18 protein-coding genes are annotated in these 17,264 nt (G+C 64.3%); all 18 read right to left on the reverse strand.

Annotated features, from left to right (window positions below):
* Window positions 1–12 precede the first annotated feature (12 nt).
* Window positions 13–972, reverse strand: a complete 960-nt coding sequence (gene truB, locus EJ072_RS09155; protein ID WP_126079409.1) for a tRNA pseudouridine(55) synthase TruB — start codon at window positions 970–972, stop codon at window positions 13–15.
* Entirely contained in the window at window positions 972–1,388 is a 417-nt protein-coding gene (gene rbfA, locus EJ072_RS09160) for a 30S ribosome-binding factor RbfA (RefSeq protein WP_042647113.1), read from the reverse strand. The genes truB and rbfA overlap by 1 nt, the downstream gene beginning before the upstream one ends.
* Before the next feature lie 121 nt (window positions 1,389–1,509).
* Window positions 1,510–4,098, reverse strand: a complete 2,589-nt coding sequence (gene infB / locus EJ072_RS09165; RefSeq protein WP_126079410.1) for a translation initiation factor IF-2 — start codon at window positions 4,096–4,098, stop codon at window positions 1,510–1,512.
* The gene (locus EJ072_RS09170) at window positions 4,095–4,745 is read right to left on the reverse strand and encodes an RNA-binding protein (RefSeq protein WP_126083567.1); all 651 of its coding nucleotides are present in this window, start codon (window positions 4,743–4,745) and stop codon (window positions 4,095–4,097) included. The genes infB and EJ072_RS09170 overlap by 4 nt, the downstream gene beginning before the upstream one ends.
* Before the next feature lie 32 nt (window positions 4,746–4,777).
* Window positions 4,778–6,373, reverse strand: coding sequence for a transcription termination factor NusA (gene nusA / locus EJ072_RS09175; protein WP_126079411.1), 1,596 nt, complete (start codon window positions 6,371–6,373; stop codon window positions 4,778–4,780).
* A gap of 46 nt (window positions 6,374–6,419) precedes the next feature.
* Window positions 6,420–7,046, reverse strand: coding sequence for a ribosome maturation factor RimP (rimP, locus tag EJ072_RS09180; protein ID WP_126079412.1), 627 nt, complete (start codon window positions 7,044–7,046; stop codon window positions 6,420–6,422).
* Between the two features lie 153 nt (window positions 7,047–7,199).
* Complete coding sequence (locus EJ072_RS09185) at window positions 7,200–7,487, reverse strand: type II toxin-antitoxin system RelE/ParE family toxin (RefSeq protein ID WP_126079413.1); 288 nt, start codon at window positions 7,485–7,487, stop codon at window positions 7,200–7,202.
* Window positions 7,484–7,732 (reverse strand): CopG family ribbon-helix-helix protein, encoded by a 249-nt coding sequence (locus tag EJ072_RS09190; RefSeq protein WP_040986247.1) that lies wholly within the window; start codon window positions 7,730–7,732, stop codon window positions 7,484–7,486. The genes EJ072_RS09185 and EJ072_RS09190 overlap by 4 nt, the downstream gene beginning before the upstream one ends.
* A 114-nt stretch (window positions 7,733–7,846) precedes the next feature.
* Window positions 7,847–8,161 carry a DUF1778 domain-containing protein gene (locus EJ072_RS09195; protein ID WP_126079414.1) on the reverse strand — a complete coding sequence of 105 codons (315 nt, stop codon included), beginning with the start codon at window positions 8,159–8,161 and terminating at the stop codon, window positions 7,847–7,849.
* 65 nt (window positions 8,162–8,226) lie between these two features.
* Window positions 8,227–8,937: a tRNA (guanosine(46)-N(7))-methyltransferase TrmB gene (locus EJ072_RS09200; protein ID WP_126079415.1), complete on the reverse strand. Its 711-nt coding sequence runs from the start codon at window positions 8,935–8,937 to the stop codon at window positions 8,227–8,229.
* Window positions 8,934–10,199: a methionine adenosyltransferase gene (gene metK / locus EJ072_RS09205; protein ID WP_126079416.1), complete on the reverse strand. Its 1,266-nt coding sequence runs from the start codon at window positions 10,197–10,199 to the stop codon at window positions 8,934–8,936. Before metK ends, EJ072_RS09200 begins: the two co-directional genes overlap by 4 nt.
* Window positions 10,200–10,364: 165 nt before the next feature.
* Window positions 10,365–10,787, reverse strand: a complete 423-nt coding sequence (locus tag EJ072_RS09210) for a helix-turn-helix transcriptional regulator (RefSeq protein WP_095819313.1) — start codon at window positions 10,785–10,787, stop codon at window positions 10,365–10,367.
* Between the two features lie 139 nt (window positions 10,788–10,926).
* A complete protein-coding gene (lnt, locus tag EJ072_RS09215; protein WP_126079417.1) occupies window positions 10,927–12,513 on the reverse strand; it encodes an apolipoprotein N-acyltransferase in 1,587 nt (528 codons plus the stop codon).
* 97 nt (window positions 12,514–12,610) lie between these two features.
* A complete protein-coding gene (locus EJ072_RS09220) occupies window positions 12,611–13,081 on the reverse strand; it encodes a VOC family protein (protein ID WP_126079418.1) in 471 nt (156 codons plus the stop codon).
* A 73-nt stretch (window positions 13,082–13,154) separates the two neighbouring features.
* Window positions 13,155–14,231, reverse strand: a complete 1,077-nt coding sequence (locus EJ072_RS09225; RefSeq protein ID WP_126079419.1) for a hemolysin family protein — start codon at window positions 14,229–14,231, stop codon at window positions 13,155–13,157.
* Window positions 14,232–14,258: 27 nt separating this feature from the next.
* On the reverse strand, window positions 14,259–14,756 hold the full coding sequence (gene ybeY / locus EJ072_RS09230; RefSeq protein WP_126079420.1) for an rRNA maturation RNase YbeY: 498 nt from the start codon (window positions 14,754–14,756) through the stop codon (window positions 14,259–14,261).
* A gap of 12 nt (window positions 14,757–14,768) precedes the next feature.
* Entirely contained in the window at window positions 14,769–15,761 is a 993-nt protein-coding gene (locus EJ072_RS09235) for a PhoH family protein (protein WP_245467349.1), read from the reverse strand.
* Window positions 15,762–15,848: 87 nt separating this feature from the next.
* Window positions 15,849–17,258: a tRNA (N6-isopentenyl adenosine(37)-C2)-methylthiotransferase MiaB gene (gene miaB, locus EJ072_RS09240; RefSeq protein WP_126079422.1), complete on the reverse strand. Its 1,410-nt coding sequence runs from the start codon at window positions 17,256–17,258 to the stop codon at window positions 15,849–15,851.
* Window positions 17,259–17,264 lie beyond the last annotated feature (6 nt).

Below are 17,264 nucleotides of genomic sequence, written 5' to 3' on the forward strand. Positions count from 1 at the left end.
AGACGACCGGATTCACCCGGCAAAGACCCGCTTGGGCTTGAACATGCCCTGCTCGATGGCGCCGATGGCGACGAGCCTGCCGCGCGCGGTGGCGCAGGCCTCCTCCGCCTCGACAGGCGCATCGCGGCCGCGAATGATGACGGGATTGCCGAGGCGGATCTTCGTCGCCGCGTCGTCGCTGACCGCGACCTGCGGCAGGCAATCGAGCGCCGCCGCCGTTTCGACCAGCAGCGCGTCGATGGCGCTGAAATCGACCGGCGCCTCGGATTCGTCCTGAACAGCTTCGGCTTTGCCGCCGAAACGGGCCGCTTCCAGTTCGGCAACCGTGACGAAATCGTCAGGCGTGAACGGCTCGACCTCGACGCGGCGCAATTCAGCGATATGGCCGAAGCAGCCGAGATCGCGGCCCATGTCGCGCGCCAGCGAGCGCACATAGGTGCCCTTGCCGCATTCGACCTCGAAGACGGTCTTGTCGGCACTATGCTCGATAATATCCAAACGGCCGATTTCAATTTCCCGCGCGGGTATCTCGACCGTCTCGCCGTCGCGGGCGAGATCATAGGCGCGCTCGCCGGCGATCTTGATGGCCGAGAATTGCGGCGGCGTCTGCATGATGACGCCGGTGTATTTCGGCAGCAGCGCCCGCAGCTCGGCCTCGGCCGGGCGCCGATCGGAGCTGTTGGTCACCGGGCCTTCGAGGTCGTCGGTCGAGCGCTCCTCGCCCCAGGCGACGGTGAAGCGGTAGACCTTGGCGCCATCCTGCACGTAGGGAACGGTCTTGGTCGCTTCGCCAAGCGCGATCGGCAGCATGCCGGAGGCCAGCGGATCGAGCGTGCCGGCATGGCCGGCCTTCTCGGCCTGAAACAGCCATTTGACCTTGGAGACCGCTTCGGTCGAGCCCATGCCGACCGGCTTGTCCAGCACCACCCAGCCGGAGACCGGCCGACCCTTCTTCTTGCCGCGGCGCGCCACTATTCCTCGTCCTTGTCGTTGTTCTTGCCGTCGCCGAGATCGCGCGCCACTTCGGGCGATTTCAGCAGTTCATTGATCTTCGCGAAATTGTCGAAGGAGGTGTCGAGCCGGAAGCGGAACTCCGGCATATACTTCATCTGCCTCAACGCGCCGGAAACACGGCCGCGGATGAACTTCGCGTGCCTGTTGAGCGCCTCGACCACGGCATTGTCGTCAGCCGCGCCAAGCGGCGAGACGAAGGCGGTGGCGATCTTGAGATCGGGCGACATGCGCACCTCGGAGACCGAGACGACGCTGTTCTCGATCACCGGATCGATGATCTCGCCGCGCTGCAGCGTTTCGGAAAGGGCATGACGCACCTGCTCGCCGACGCGCAGCATGCGCTGGGAGGGGCCTGACGTTGTCGAACGTGACATTTCTTCGGTCCTGAAATCGTGAAGCGCGGGATGGGACCACGCCACATGTCTCAAATGCATGAGCGGTCTGGGCGGCAGCCTTGCGGCCGCCGCCCGTTTCATTTCGGCAAGTATACCCGAATTAGAGCGTCCTGCTCACCATCTCGACGCGGAAGCATTCGATGACGTCGCCGACGCGCATGTCCTCGTAGTTCTGGAAGGCCATGCCGCATTCCTGGCCGCCCGGCACTTCCGAAACCTCGTCCTTGAAGCGCTTGAGCGTCTTCAACGTGCCTTCGTGGACGACGACGTTGTCGCGGACCAGGCGCACACCCGCGCCACGCTCGACCTTGCCTTCGGTGACGCGGCAGCCGGCGATCTTGCCGACCTTGGAGATGTCGAAGATCTCGAGTATCTCGGCATTGCCGATGAAGGTCTCGCGCCGCTCCGGCGAAAGCATGCCGGAAAGGGCCGCCTTCACGTCGTCGACGAGGTTGTAGATGATCGAGTAGTAGCGGATCTCGATGCCCGCGGCCGCTGCCGCGGTGCGGGCCTGCGCGTTGGCGCGGACGTTGAAGCCGATGATCGCGGCACCCGATGTCTCGGCCAGCGAGACGTCGCTTTCGGTGATGCCGCCGGCGCCCGAATGGACGATCCGCACCCTGACCTCGTCGTTGCCGAGCTTTTCGAGAGCGGCGTTGATCGCCTCGATGGAGCCCTGCACGTCGCCCTTGATGACCAGCGGGAATTCCTTCAGCCCGCTCGTCTGCAACTGGGACATCATCTGTTCGAGCGAGCCGCGCTGGCCGGCATGCTTGGCCACAGCCTTGTCGCGCGCCAGGCGCTGACGGTATTCGGTGATCTCGCGGGCGCGAGCCTCGTTGTTGACGACGGCGAAACGGTCGCCGGCCTGCGGCGTGCCCTGAAGGCCAAGCACCTCTACCGGCATCGCCGGCGGCGCTTCCGGCACGTGCTCGCCGCGGTCGTCGACAAGCGCGCGCACACGGCCCCACTCGTTGCCGGCGACAATGATGTCGCCAGGCATCAGCGTGCCGGTCTGCACCAGAACGGTGGCGACCGGACCGCGGCCCTTGTCGAGCTTGGCTTCGATCACCGCGCCTTCGGCGGTGCGGTCAGGATTGGCCTTGAGGTCGAGAACTTCGGCCTGCAGCAGGATCGCTTCGAGCAGCTTGTCGAGATTGGTGCCCTTGGTCGCCGAAACCTCGACGTCCAGCACCTCGCCGCCCATCGATTCCACGAACACCTCGTGGCGCAGCAGCTCGGTCCGCACCTTCTGCGGATCGGCGTCGCGCTTGTCGATCTTGTTGATCGCCACAATGATCGGCACGCCGGCCGCCTTGGCGTGGTTGATCGATTCGATCGTCTGCGGCATCACGCTGTCGTCTGCCGCCACCACCAGCACGGCGATGTCGGTGACCTGGGCGCCGCGGGCGCGCATGGCCGTGAAGGCGGCGTGGCCGGGCGTGTCGATGAAGGTGATCTTCTGACCGTTCTTCTCGATCTGGTAGGCGCCGATATGCTGGGTGATGCCGCCGGCCTCGCCGGAGACGACATTGGCGTTGCGGATGGCGTCGAGCAGCGAGGTCTTGCCGTGGTCGACATGGCCCATGATGGTCACGACCGGCGGACGCGACACCAGGTCCTCGGGACGGTCGGCGATGTTGAACAGGCCCTCCTCGATGTCGGACTCCGCAACGCGGCGGACCGTATGGCCAAATTCGGAAGCGACCAGCTCGGCCGTGTCGGCGTCGATGACGTCGCCCGGCTTCAGGATCTGGCCCTGCTTCATGAAGTACTTGACCACATCCACGGCGCGCTCGGACATGCGCTGCGCCAGTTCCTGGATGGTGATGGTTTCGGGTAGGATCACTTCGCGCATGACTTTCTCGCGCGGCTCATTGTGCATCGCGCGTTTGAATTTTTCCTGGCGGCGACGCATCGACGACAGTGAGCGGCCGCGCGCATCTTCGTCCGACAGCGCGGTGTTCAGCGTCAGCTTGCCGCGGCGGCGATCTTCCTCGCCCTTGGTCGGCTTGGCCGGGCGGGCCACTTCCGGGGTCGCAAGGCGCCGGGCAGGCGCGCTGGCGCCTGCGCCACCGCCGGCACCAGTGCGCCGCGGCTTGGCCTCTTCCTCGTCATCGGCCGTAGCGACATCGGCTGCCTGCGGCGCACGACGGCGAGCCTCTTCCTCGGCACGACGCCGCGACTCGGCCTCGGCCTGCAGGCGCGCTTCTTCCTCGGCCTGACGGCGCGCGGATTCGTCGCGCTCGCGCTTGCGGCGCTCCTCTTCCTCGGCGCGGCGCTTGGCATCCTCCTGAGCGCGCTGGCGATCCTCGGCCTCACGGGCCTTGGAGCCTTCCAACGCCCTGCGGCGCGCTTCCATCTCGCCGCGTGACAGCTCGTTCAGGACCATGCCCGAACGTTCCGGCGGCGGAGGCGGCGCCTTCGGCGCTTCCTGCACGACAGGCGCGGCGGCGACAGGGGTGGCCGCGGCGGGCTTCGGCGTGAACACGGACGGCGCGACCGGCTCCGGCTTGTCGCCAGGCAGCGAGAACTTGCGCTTCTTGGTCTCGACGACGACCGACTTGGTGCGGCCATGCGAGAAATTCTGGCGCACGGTGCCCTGCTCGAGGCCGGGGCGCTTCAGCGTCAAGGTCTTCTTCGGCGTAACGCTCAACGTCTTGTCGTCGCCCGATTTCGTATCGTTCATTCCATATCCTCTGCGGCATCATCTTCGTCGGCAACGGCCGCAAGCATTGCCAGATCGTTCGGGGTACCGCCCCGATATCGGTCGAGCGCAACAACGCGCTTCTCAACCGCCAGTCCCGCGTCCTGCGCGAGGACGGCAGCATGTATCACATTTGTGCCCCCCAATGCCAAGCTCAACTCGGCCTCGGAGAAAAGTTTGTAGGCAAGGATGGCGGGACCGCCGAGATGGACGGTCGCCCGCCGCGCCTGACTGATCTTGCGGACACCGTCGTCCGACGCCTCCGCCGCATGCAGAACGAGCAGCGCCTGCCCGTCGCGCACAGCACCCTCGACCTTGGCGGCGCCAAGAACGACGGCGCCCGCCTTGCGGGCAAGGCCAAGCATACCCAGAGCGGATCTGGAGAGCAGCCCGTCGACCATGCCGCCGAGATCGGACGGAACGGTCACCTGCGCCTTGAATGCGCGGGCAAACAGGTTCTTCGCCGCTGCCTTCTCGATATGTAGGCGATCGGCGGTGACCCAGCAACCACGGCCGGGCAGATTTCTCTTGATGTCCGGAACGACGGCCGAATCCGGGCCGACGACGAAGCGGATCAGTTCATCCGCTTCGGCCTGCCTGCGCGTAACGATGCAAGTGCGATCGTTCATCTCGTCCACGGGCTTTGCGATTGGTGGTCACCTCACGCACCGACGGTTTCGCCGGTTGCTGCCTCTTCGGCGGCGAGTTCTTCCTCGGTGATCCAGCCGGCCTGCTTGCGGGCTGCAAGCACCATCTGCTCGGCTTCGGCGCGCGAGACGCCGTGAGAGGCCAAAACGCCCGGATAGACCTTGGTCTCGCCGTCCTTGCGCTCTTTCCAGCCGATCAGGTCGTCGGCGGCATAGCCGGCGAAGTCCTCGATCGTCTTCACGCCGTCCTCGCCGAGCGTCACCATCATGGCGGTGGTGACGCCGGGGATCTCGCGCAGCTCGTCCTTGACGCCCAGCGCCTTGCGCTTTTCGTCATGCTCGGCCTCGATCTTCTCCAGATATTCGCGGGCGCGGGTCTGGATTTCCGAAGCGGTGTCCTCGTCGAAGCCGTCGATGGAGGAGATTTCGCCCGAGTCGACATAGGCGACTTCCTCGACGCTGGTGAAGCCTTCGGAGGCAAGCACCTGGCCGACCATCTCGTCGACATCGAGGGCTTCCATGAACAGTGCCGAACGCTCGACGAATTCCTTCTGGCGGCGCTCGCTCTCTTCCTGCTCGGTCAGGATGTCGATATCCCAGCCGGTGAGCTGCGAGGCCAGGCGGACGTTCTGGCCGCGGCGGCCGATGGCCAGCGAGAGCTGGTCGTCCGGCACCACCACCTCGATGCGCTCGGCATCCTCGTCGAGCACCACCTTGGCGACCTCGGCCGGCTGCAGCGCGTTGACGATGAAGGAAGCGGCCGAAGGCGACCACGGAATGATGTCGATCTTCTCTCCCTGCAATTCGCCGACCACCGCCTGGACGCGGCTGCCGCGCATACCGACGCAGGCGCCGACCGGATCGATCGAGGAATCGCGCGAGATGACGGCGATCTTGGCGCGCGAGCCGGGGTCGCGAGCGACCGACTTGATCTCGATGATGCCGTCATAGATTTCCGGCACTTCCATGGTGAAGAGCTTGGCCATGAATTGCGGATGGGTGCGCGACAGGAAGATCTGCGGGCCGCGCTGCTCGCGGCGCACGTCGTAGACATAGGCGCGGACGCGGTCGCCATACTTATAGTTCTCGCGCGGGATCAGCTCGTCGCGGCGGATGATCGCCTCGCCGCGGCCGAGATCGACGATGACGTTGCCATATTCGACGCGCTTGACGGTGCCGTTGACGATCTCGCCGATGCGATCCTTGTATTCGTCATACTGGCGATCGCGTTCGGCCTCGCGCACCTTCTGCACGATGACCTGCTTGGCCGATTGGGCGGCGATACGGCCGAAATCCATCGGCGGCAGCTGCTCGGCGATGAAGTCGCCGAGTTGGGCGTCGGGGTTGCGCTCGCGCGCCGTGGAAAGCGCGATCTGCGTGGCGTAGTCCTCAACCTTATCGACCACTTCCATCAGCCGCTGCAGCTTCATCTCACCGGTGTTCGGGTTGATGTCGGCGCGGATGTTGGTCTCCTGGCCGTAGCGCGAGCGCGCCGCCTTCTGGATCGCATCGGCCATGGCGGCGATGACGATCGACTTGTCGATCGACTTTTCACGCGCGACCGCGTCGGCGATCTGCAGCAGTTCAAGCCTATTGGCGCTTACAACCATTGTCTTTCTCCCGATTTCGCCTCGGACACGCGGCCCGGCGGCGCTATCAACTTTCCTGTTCGGTTTCGTTTTCCTCGGCGGCGTCTTCCGCTTCGCCGCGGCGTTTCCTTGCTTCCTTGCGCGCCCGGTTGTCCTTCGACAGGGCATCGCGGATGAGATCGTCGGTCAACACCAGCCGGGCCTCGGCGATCGCGTCATAAGGCACGCGCACCGTCGGCTCCTCGCCATAGGCCGCCTTGTCGCGCTCGATAAGGATGCCATCGGCGTCGGCCTCGGCGATCTTGCCCTTGAAGCGCTTGCGGTCACCGACGAGGACGGACGTCTCCAGCTTGACCAGGTGACCGGTCCAGGTGGTGAAATCCGACTTGCGCACCAGCGGCCGGTCGATACCCGGCGAGGACACTTCAAGATGATACGCCTTTTCGATCGGATCCTCGACATCGAGGGCCGGCGACACCGCGCGGCTGACCTCTTCGCAATCCTCGACGGTCATGGTGCCGTCCTCGCGCTCGGCCATGATCTGCAGCGTCAGCCCATTCTGACCGGTCAACTGCACCCGCACGAGACGGAAGCCGATGGCCTTGAGCACCGGCTGCATGATCAGCGCAATGCGCGCATCGATGCCGCTTTCGCGGATGATACGGTCGTCGGCCTCGCTTGCCGCTGCAGTCATTGAATCCCTGTCGCTTTTGGCTTCCGGCCGGCAGGTAATAAAAAAGAGCGGGACCGGGTGGACCCACTCTTCGTCATACCGACCAAGAATTTGAGGCTGATATAGACGATTGGCGCCGGTGTTTCAAGCCTGCAGGCAAAAGGCTAGCGGCATCTACAGCTGGCGTGGCCATCGCTGGGCTGCATGCATCACCGTGAGTATCTCGATCTCGTCGCCGACAACACGGTAGGGAATTATGTACGGGATATCAGCCAAGACCAGCTCTCGTGTCCCTTTCACCCGCCCGACGCGGCCCATCGCCGGATGTTCGGCAAGATTGTCCACGACAGAAACAATGCGGGCAACGACCCGTGCCGCGGCTGTTGGATTGTCCTTTTCGATGAAACCGCCAATCTGGTCGAGACGGCGCACGGCGCGCTCTGTCCAGCGGATCCGCTTCATCGCCCGGAGGCCGGCTTGACGTATTTCGCTATGACGCCGGCCAGATCCTTCTCACTTGCAAATTCCCCTCGATCAGCTTCCTCGAGGCCGGCCTCGATCTCGGCAAGTTGCCATTCTTCCCTGGCGACATAGTCTTCGATCGCTTGGGCCGCCACGTAGGAGCGTGAGCGATCCACCTTTTCGGCCAATTGGTCGAGCTTGGCCACGGTCTCATCGGGAAGCCGTACGGTGAAGGCGCTCATCATCCCGTCTCCATTGTGGTTCACAATGAATGTGGTGGAACCAGGGTGGTTCGTCAATGGAGGCTCCCCAGCGGAAAATCTGGACACGCCGTGGAACTGCGGTAAGCGGTTTGGGAACTAACAAAGCCACTGGTCAGCGCTTCGTGGTATACCAGCTTCCCAGGGAGCGGGCCGCTTCGCCAGTTCCACCATATCAGGAAACGGAGCAGCCGCAGCCGACAGGACTTCCATGAACGCAGCGAACCCTTCCGGGCTCATGCGGACAAGGCGGTTGTCCATCAGCACATCCTCGGCCGCGCGCACGGCGGCATCGCGCACGAAATCCGCGCGGGAGCGGCCGCGGAGACCGGCGGCGCGATCGATCATCGCCGCATCCGCTTCCGGCAGGCGCATCAAAATCCGGTATTCCTTGCGTTCGATCGGGGCGGCCATAGCTGTCTCCTTATCGGCAATGCAGCAGCCTGTAGCGCTAAATGCAATACAGAGACTCGGGCTACCTATTTCCGGATAAAGGTCAGATAAGCCTGCCGCCGTCCTTCGCGGATGGCCTTGGCCTCGTAACGCGTGCCGGGCCAACCCTCATAAGGTCTATGCCAATCCGCAGCCTCTCCAGCCTGCCATGCGAAGCCGCCGTGAGCGCGGCAGGCAAGCAGAGTCCAGTTCACATAGCTGTCGATATCGGAGGCGAAGCGGAACCTGCCGCCCGGCTTCAGGACGCGGGCAAAGCGGCCGAGATTGGCGGCACCGACGAAGCGGCGCTTCCAGTGCTTCTTCTTCGGCCACGGATCGGGATAGAGCAGGTCGATGCCGTCGAGCGAGCCCGACGGCAGCCAATCGAGCAGGCGCGTGGCGTCGTCGTCATAGACCCTGAGATTGCCAAGCGGGTTCTTGGCAAGCGCCGTCATCATCTTGGCCATGCCGTTGACGAAGGGCTCGACGCCAATGAAGCCGGTCCCCTGCGCTTCCTTGGCGCGGTGCAGAAGATGCTCGCCGCCGCCAAAGCCGATCTCCAGCTGAAGTGCCGAAACCTCCGCCTTGAACAAGGTGCTGAGGTCAGCCGGCGCTTGCGCCGTCAGGTCGAGCCGGTATTCGCGCAGGCCGCTTTCGAGGGCGATCGCCTGCTGCGGGCGTATGGTCTTGCCGTGCCGGCGACCGAAGAATCCTTCGGTCGCCCGGCTCGGCCTATCCTTTGCGTTAGCTGGCGTCAGGCGGCGACGGCGTCCTTGAGCGCCTTGGCGAGATCGGTCTTCTCCCAGGAGAAGGAACCGTCGCGACCGGCCTTGCGGCCGAAATGGCCGTAGGACGAGGTTTTTGCGTAGATCGGCTTGTTGAGGTCGAGATGACGGCGGATGCCCGACGGCGACAGGTCCATCACCTTGCGCAGCGCCTCCTCGAGCTTCGATTCCTCGACCTTGCCGGTGCCGTGCAGGTCGACATAGACCGACAGCGGCTGGGCGACGCCGATGGCGTAGGAGAGCTGGATGGTGCAGCGGTCGGCGAGCTTGGCCGCCACCACGTTCTTGGCAAGGTAGCGCGCCGCATAGGCCGCCGAACGGTCGACCTTGGTGGTGTCCTTGCCCGAGAAGGCGCCGCCACCGTGCGGTGCCGCGCCGCCATAGGTGTCGACGATGATCTTGCGGCCGGTGAGGCCGGCATCGCCGTCAGGCCCGCCGATGACGAACTTGCCGGTCGGGTTGATGTACCAGTTGCAGTCCTCGGCGATCTTCAGGTCGCCAAGCGCCTCGCGGATATAGGGCTCGACGACCTTGCGGACCTTCTTGGAGTCCCAGCTGGCATCGAGATGCTGGGTGGAGAGCACGATCTGCGTGACTTCCGCCGCCTTGCCGTCGGCATAGCGCACGGTGACCTGGCTCTTGGCGTCCGGGCCGAGCTTGCCGGCCTCGCCATTGCCTTCATGGCGCGCGGCGGCAAGCAGTTCGAGGATCTTGTGGCTGTAATAGATCGGCGCCGGCATCAGGTCGGGCGTCTCGCGACAGGCGTAACCGAACATGATGCCCTGGTCGCCGGCACCCTCCTCGCCCTGGCGGTCGGCGGCGTTGTCGACGCCCTGGCCGATATCGGGCGACTGGCCGTGCAGCAGCACGTCGATCTTGGCGGTCTTCCAGTGGAAGCCGGACTGCTCGTAGCCGATCTCGCGGATCGCCTTGCGGGCGACCGACTTGAACTTGGCCGGGTTGACCACGGGGTGGCCGGACGCATCCTTGAGGACGTTGCCGGCCTTGTCCTTCTTCAAAAGCGTGTCGGGGACGCGGACCTCGCCGGCGATGACGACGCGGTTGGTGGTGGCCAGCGTTTCGCAGGCGACGCGGACCTTCCACGGATCCATGCCTGTCTTCTTGGCTTCGCGATAGACCAGATCGACGATTTCGTCGGAGATGCGGTCACAAACTTTGTCGGGATGACCCTCGGAGACGGATTCCGAGGTGAAGAGATAATTCTGCCGCGTCACGGGTGTCCCCTCTTGAAAAAAAATCGGCAGGTTGCCGATTTTTGGCGCGCCACGTGTTAGCGGTGCCGGGCGCCGCTCGTCAAGCGGCGCGACGGATCTGGCATGAATGTAGGCAAGCCGGCTATGCCACCAGCGGCGGGGCGCCGCCGGCGGCATAGGTAAAAATCAATCGGCGTCCTCGGCGGAGAGCGCCTTCACCAGATCGATGATGCGGCGGCGCACCTTCACGTCGCCGATCTTGACAAAAGCCCGGTTAAGCTGAAGCCCTTCGGGACTACCGCAGAATTCGATGGCGAAGGCCATCGAGGAGTCTTCGGCAAATCCCCGATTGCCGCCACCGGTCTCCTCGCCCGGGGCATCCTCGAAAAAGAAGGCGACGGGAACGCTCAGGATGGAGGCGATCGCCTGCAGACGGCTGGCGCCAACCCTGTTCGTGCCCTTCTCATACTTCTGGATCTGCTGAAAGGTGATGCCGAGATTTTCACCCAGCTTTTCCTGGCTCATTCCAAGCATATTGCGACGCAGCCGGATGCGACTCCCGACATGAATGTCGATCGGATTCGGCTTCTTCTTGTTCTCTTCTGTCATTTTTTCCTCGCCGAATTTTTCCGGCTTTTTCTATTTTGTTCCGCCCATATGAAGCCGGAGCCACCTGCCCCAACAGAACCCTCCAACCGACTTCGAAAAATTTTAGGCGTTACAGTATGAGTTTCTAATGTGCCGACTGTCAATTCACCCGTAGCCGCTGCCTTACATTCAAGGTGAAGGCCATCAGCGCAAACAGCAACATGATCAGCAATCCGTTAAAATGCCGCTGTTCGGGAGACAGGAGGGCGCGCCCAGAAACCGGCACATGCGCGTCGATGGCGCCGCGCGCGTTGACGGCAAGCGCATCGATGATGCGCCCGCGCGAATCGACAATTGCGGAGATGCCGTTGTTGGCCGCGCGCAGCAGCGGCAATCCATTCTCCACCGCGCGAATCTGCGCCTGCCTGAAATGCTGATACGGGCCTGGCGTGTCACCAAACCAGGCGTCGTTGGTGACGTTCACGATCACGTCAGATGACGCAGCGTCGGCGGCGACGAGATCGGGAAAGATCACCTCGTAGCAGATGAACGGCGCGGCACGCAGGCCGCCCGGCAGACTGATCGGATGCCGCTCGTTGCCGGCGGCGAAATTCATCGGTCCGGCAACGAGCTGGCCTATGCCGAAGCGTTGGAAAAGATCGGCGAAGGGCAGGTATTCGCCGAAGGGCACCAGATGCACCTTGTCGACGGCATCGACGATCTCGCCTTTGTCGTTGATCGCCACCACGGAATTGTAATAGCGGCTGCCGGCGCTCGCCGATCCGCCTTCCTCGCGCACGACGCCGGCAATCAGCATCTGGCCCTCGGCCAGCATGTCGCCCAGAGCCGTGAGCGCTTCCGGACGCTCGGTGAACAGGAAGGGCACCGATGTTTCCGGCCACAAAATAAGCTGCGGCTTGGCATGGCCTTCTTCCGGCGCTTTCCCCGATATCCCCAGTAAAGTTGCGAAGATGCGGTCGCGCACCGAGGCGTCCCACTTTTCGCTGAGATCGACCGAGGGCTGGACGATGCGAACATCGATCGAGCGGGCCGGCTCGACCGGGGCCGCGAGCCGGGCGTAGCCGAAGCCGACATGGCCAGCGACGAGGATGACGAACAGGGCAAGGCCCAGCCTCAGATGCCGGCGCGCCGCGACCAGCGCGGGCAGCGAAAACACGAAGACGGCGAGCGCGTTCATGCCGATCATGCCGGTCACCGACACGCTCTGCATCAGCAGCGGCACCGGCATCGCCGTGTATCCGACGGCGTTCCAGGGAAAGCCGGTGAAGAGGAAATCGCGCAGCCATTCAGCAAGGCTGAACCCGAAGGCAAGCGCGGCGATGCGGCCGATGTCGCTGCTCCAGAACAGCCGCGCCACCACGGTGGCGAAGCCATAGAAGAAGGCGAGCGCAAAGGGGATACCGACGACGGCGAAGGGCAAAGCCCAGGCGAAGCTGTCGGCCTCGACCAGCAATGCCTGGCCGATCCACCACAGGCCGGCGAGGAAGTAGCCGAAGCCGAACCACCACCCGGTAGCGAAAGCCGGCCGCAGGCGCCTGAACCAGCCATCGGAAGCCTCGCCGGTGGCGCCGTCGAGCAGCCAGACCAGAACCGGGAACGAGACGAAGCAGACCGCGAAGAAATCGTAAGGCGCCTGGGCAAGCACCGCCAGCGCTCCGGCGGCAAAGGCCACCAGCGCCCGCCGCCACCCCCACAGCAGAATTATCCGGCCGGCAAAGCGCTGCATCCAGCTTCCCAAGTCGCGCGAATCAGGGAGTTAGAGGTTTAACAGGCCACGCCGCGCGATCCAAACCCAGATAAGCGCCGCCTGATACACCGTAGCGCTATCTGTGCCAGCCCTCGATCCGCAGGCCGGTCAGTCGCTCGGCCTCGTCCTTCGGCACGACGCGTACGGTGCGGGTGAATGTCCAGACATGGCCTTCGGGGTCGCGGGCGCGATATTGGCGCTCGCCGTAGAAATGATCGGCGGGCTCCTCGACGATCTCCGCGCCTGCCGCGCGCGCTTTCTCGCAATGAGCGTCGATATCCTGCTGCAGACGGACATAGACGGCTTGCGTGTTCTTGCCGCCGACGGAGGCGGGACTGGCGATACGCTCATCCCATTCGGAATCGACGATGATATAGCCGTCGCCGAAGCGCATTTCGGCATGCACGAGCCGACCGTCGGGATCGCTCACCAGCATGCTAGGCTCAAAACCAAAGGCCGCTTGCAGAAAGGACAAAGCCGCGCGCGGATCGCGGTAGAAGAGGCCTGAGCCCAGGACCGCATGCTTGAACGGATCGTCGGTCGGCATGCCGCTCCACGTTCTTTTTTACGCATTCCGGATGGAAAACCGCTACGCACTTTTCCTGGAATTGCTCAGGGGGTCAGGCCTGCTCGGTGCGGGCGGCGCGGCGGCGCTGCCGCTCGCCCTTCGGGCTCTGCACGATGCGCACGCGCTTGACGCGGCGCGGGTCGGCGTCGAGCACGTGGAACTCGAAGCCGGGAATGGCTTGCACGACTTCGCCCCTGGCCGGGACCCGGCCGAGCGTGTTGAAGATCATGCCGCCGATCGTGTCGACATATTCGCCATGCTCGCCGGCGGCGAAATCCTCGCCGATCATCTTGGCGACCTCGTCGATCTCGGCCTTGCCGTCGACGACGAAGACGCCGTCGCCGGTCTGCGTGATCATCGGCTCGTCGTCGTCATGCTCGTCCTCGATGTCGCCGACCACCATCTCGACGATGTCTTCCAGCGAGGCGAGGCCGTCGGTGCCGCCATATTCGTCGATGACCAGGGCCATCTGCGTGCGCGTCGTCTGCATGCGGCCCATGAGGTCGGAGGCCAGCATCGAGGGCGGCACAAACAGCACCTGGCGGATCAGATTGAGCTCGCCGATGGTGCGCGCGAGATCGACCTGCGCAAGGTCGAGCGCCGCCGTCACCAGCGCCTTCGCCCTGGTGCGGCCCTTCTTGACGCGGGCGACCTTGGTAATGTGGGCGAGCACATCGCGAATGTGGACCATGCCGCGCGGATCGTCCAACGTCTCGGAATAGACCGGCATGCGCGAATGGCCGGACTGCTCGAAAAGGCCGAGCAGGTCGCCAAGCGTGGTGTTGATCTCGACCGCCTCGATATCGGCGCGCGGCACCATGACGTCCTCGACCCGCACTTCGCGCAGGCGCAGGATGTTGTTGAGCATGGCGCGTTCGCCGGGCGAGAAGGCGCCCGCATCGGTCGTCGTTTCGGCAAGCGCGCCGGCGATCTCCTCGCGCAGGCTAGTGCCGTTGCGGTGCCGGAACAGGCCGAGCACGCGGTCGAAGAGCGAAGGACCGGCATGCGTCGGCTCCGCGGCCGCGCTGCCGGTGGGAATACTCGGACTCGAGCCCTCTTCCGTTTTTTCGGAAGGCTTGGCAGCACTGCCGGCGTCCGGGCGGGCGGCAGTTTCTGGTGTGTCGTTCATCGCCATCAGGTCAATTGAGCTTTTTTGTTACGCGTAGGGATCGGGAATGGCAAGCCTCGCAAGCGCTGCGCGCTCGATCGCTTCCATCTCCTCCGCCTCGGCGTCGGTCTCGTGATCATGACCCAGCAAGTGCAGTAGGCCATGAATAACGAGATGGGTGATATGGTTCTCAAACGGCTTGTCTTCCAGTGCGGCCTCGCGCGCCACCGTCTCGGAAGCCAGCACGATGTCGCCCAGCATCGGCGGCAGCTTGCCGCCCTTCGGAAACGGAAAAGCCGGAAAAGACAAGACGTTGGTTGGCTTGTCCTTGCCGCGCCATTCGGCGTTGAGCGTCCGGATGTGAGCATCGTCGGAAAAGACGACGCTGAGCTCGGAGACGCCGGTCGCCCCTGTTTCGGCAAAGGCGGCCGCAACGGCGCGATCGACCAGGCGCGTCAGCTCGGCTTCGGCAGGCCAATTGCCGGCCTCGACGAAAATATCGATATTGACCGGCGTCTCGCCGCTTAATGCTGGATTGTCAGCCATATAGCCTTTTGATCAGCTTTCGGCGCCCAGGCCCCGCGCCAGCTTGCCGTCGCGGTCATAGGCCTTGACGATCTCGGCAACCAATGGGTGGCGCACCACGTCGCCTTCGTTGAAGCGGACGGTGACGATGCCAGGCACGCCGTCGAGGATGCGCAGCGCCTCGACCAGCCCCGACTTGGTGTTGGGCGGCAGGTCGATCTGGGTCGGGTCGCCGGTGACGATCATGCGCGAGTTCTCGCCGAGACGGGTCAAGAACATCTTCATCTGCATCGGCGTGGTGTTCTGCGCCTCGTCGAGGATCACCGCCGCATGCGCCAGCGTGCGGCCACGCATAAAGGCTAGCGGCGCGATCTCGATCACTTCGGCCGCGATCGCCCGCTCGACCTTGTCGGCCGGCATCATGTCGTAGAGCGCGTCGTAGAGCGGCCGCAGATAGGGGTCCACCTTCTCCTTCATGTCGCCGGGCAGGAAGCCCAGCCGCTCGCCGGCCTCGACCGCGGGGCGCGACAGCACGATGCGCTCGACCATGCCGCGTTCGAGCAGCATCGCCGCATGCGCCACCGCCAGATAGGTCTTGCCGGTGCCTGCCGGGCCGATGCCGAAGACCATTTCGGAGCGCTCCAGCGCCCGCATATAGGCGTCCTGCGTCAGCGAACGGGCGTAGATCGTCTTCTTGCGCGTCGATATCTGGGCGGCCGAAACCTTGCCCTTGCGCTCCATGGTCGGCAGCGTCAACTGGTCGTCGGCGGCGATCGCCATGCGCACGGCGCCGTCGACATCCGACTGGCCGATGTCGACGCCCTTCTGCAGGATGCCATAGAGCGTATCCAGCGCGCGGCGCGCCTGTTCGGCGGCCGAAGCCGAGCCCTTGATGGCAAGCTGGTTGCCGCGCGAGCGGATATCCACGCCGAGCTTCTGCTCGAGCCGCGCCAGGTTCTCGTCGAACTGGCCGTAGAGGGCGCTGGCAAGCTTGTTGTTGTCGAAGGTCAGTACGATGTGCGCCATGTCGGAAGCCCCGGACGCCTGGTTCTGGGGCGGATTCTTCAGTTCGGCAGCGCTCAACCGTCTCTCCTCATCTGCCGAGGCTTGTGGCTAGGCCAACTCGGCGAACAGGCTGTTGGGGCCTGTCTTCGTGATTCGCACGTCAATAATGTCACCGATTCCACCGGCTTTGTCGTCAACAATCACCGGGTTCAGCCATGGCGAGCGGCCAAGAATCTGACCGGGGCGGCGACCTGGCTTCTCGATCAGCGTGCTGACGGTGCGGCCGACCACGCTGGCTATGAAATTCTGCTGCTGATCGTTGATCAGCGCCTGCAGGCGCTGCAGCCGTTCGTCCTTCACGGTTTCGGAAAGATGGCCGTCCATCTCGGCGCCCGGCGTCCCAGGACGTGGGGAATATTTGAAGGTGAAGGCCGAGGCGTAGCCCACTTCGCGCACCAGTTTCAGCGTCGCGTCGAAATCCTCGTCCGTCTCGCCGGGGAAGCCGACGATGAAATCGCCCGACATAGCGATGTCGGGACGGGCGGCGCGAATGCGCTCGATGAGCGCCAGATAGTCGCGTGCCGTGTGCCTGCGGTTCATCGCCTTCAAAATCCGATCGGAGCCCGACTGCACCGGCAAATGCAGATAGGGCATCAAGGCGGGCAGGTCACGATGCGCGGCGATCAATTCGTCGTCCATGTCGCGCGGATGGCTGGTTGTGTAGCGCAGCCGCGCCAGTCCGGGGATTTCCGCAAGCCGGAACAGCAGACGGCCGAAACCCCATTCCTCGCCATTCTCACCAACGCCATGCCAGGCATTGACGTTCTGGCCGAGCAGGGTCACCTCGCGCACGCCGGCCTCGGCCAGCCGCTCGGCCTCGGCGACGATCTGCGCCACCGGGCGCGAGACCTCCGCGCCGCGGGTATAGGGCACCACGCAGAAGGTGCAGAACTTGTCACAGCCTTCCTGCACCGTGAGGAAAGCGGTGACGCCGCGCTTTGCCAATTCGGCGCGCTTCGGCTGCGGCAGATGCTCGAACTTGTCCTCGATGGCGTATTCGGTCTCGACGATCTTCTCGCCGCCGCGGACCCGCGCCAGCACGTCGGGCAGCCGGTGATAGGTCTGCGGGCCGATGACCAGATCCACCGCCGGAGCGCGGCGGATGATTTCCGCACCTTCGGCCTGCGCCACGCAGCCGGCGACACCGATCAGCAATTCACGGCCGGCCTTGGCGCGCTCGGCCTTTATGTCGCGGATGCGGCCAAGCTCGGAATAGACCTTTTCCGCCGCCTTCTCGCGGATATGGCAGGTGTTGAGCAGCACCAGATCGGCGTCCTCGACGGCGTCGGTGGCGACATAGCCGTCGGCGGCCAGCGCATCGGTCATGCGCTGGGAATCGTAGACGTTCATCTGGCATCCATAGGTCTTGACGAAGACCTTTTTCGCCGCGCGGTCAGTGCCGGCCGAGCGCTCGGCGGCAGCGCCGATGCCATGGCTTTCAATCCTGTTCAGTTCCATCGGGCG

Origin of the sequence: Mesorhizobium sp. M2A.F.Ca.ET.046.03.2.1, assembly GCF_003952425.1 — a bacterium.
Classification (GTDB): Bacteria; Pseudomonadota; Alphaproteobacteria; order Rhizobiales; family Rhizobiaceae; genus Mesorhizobium.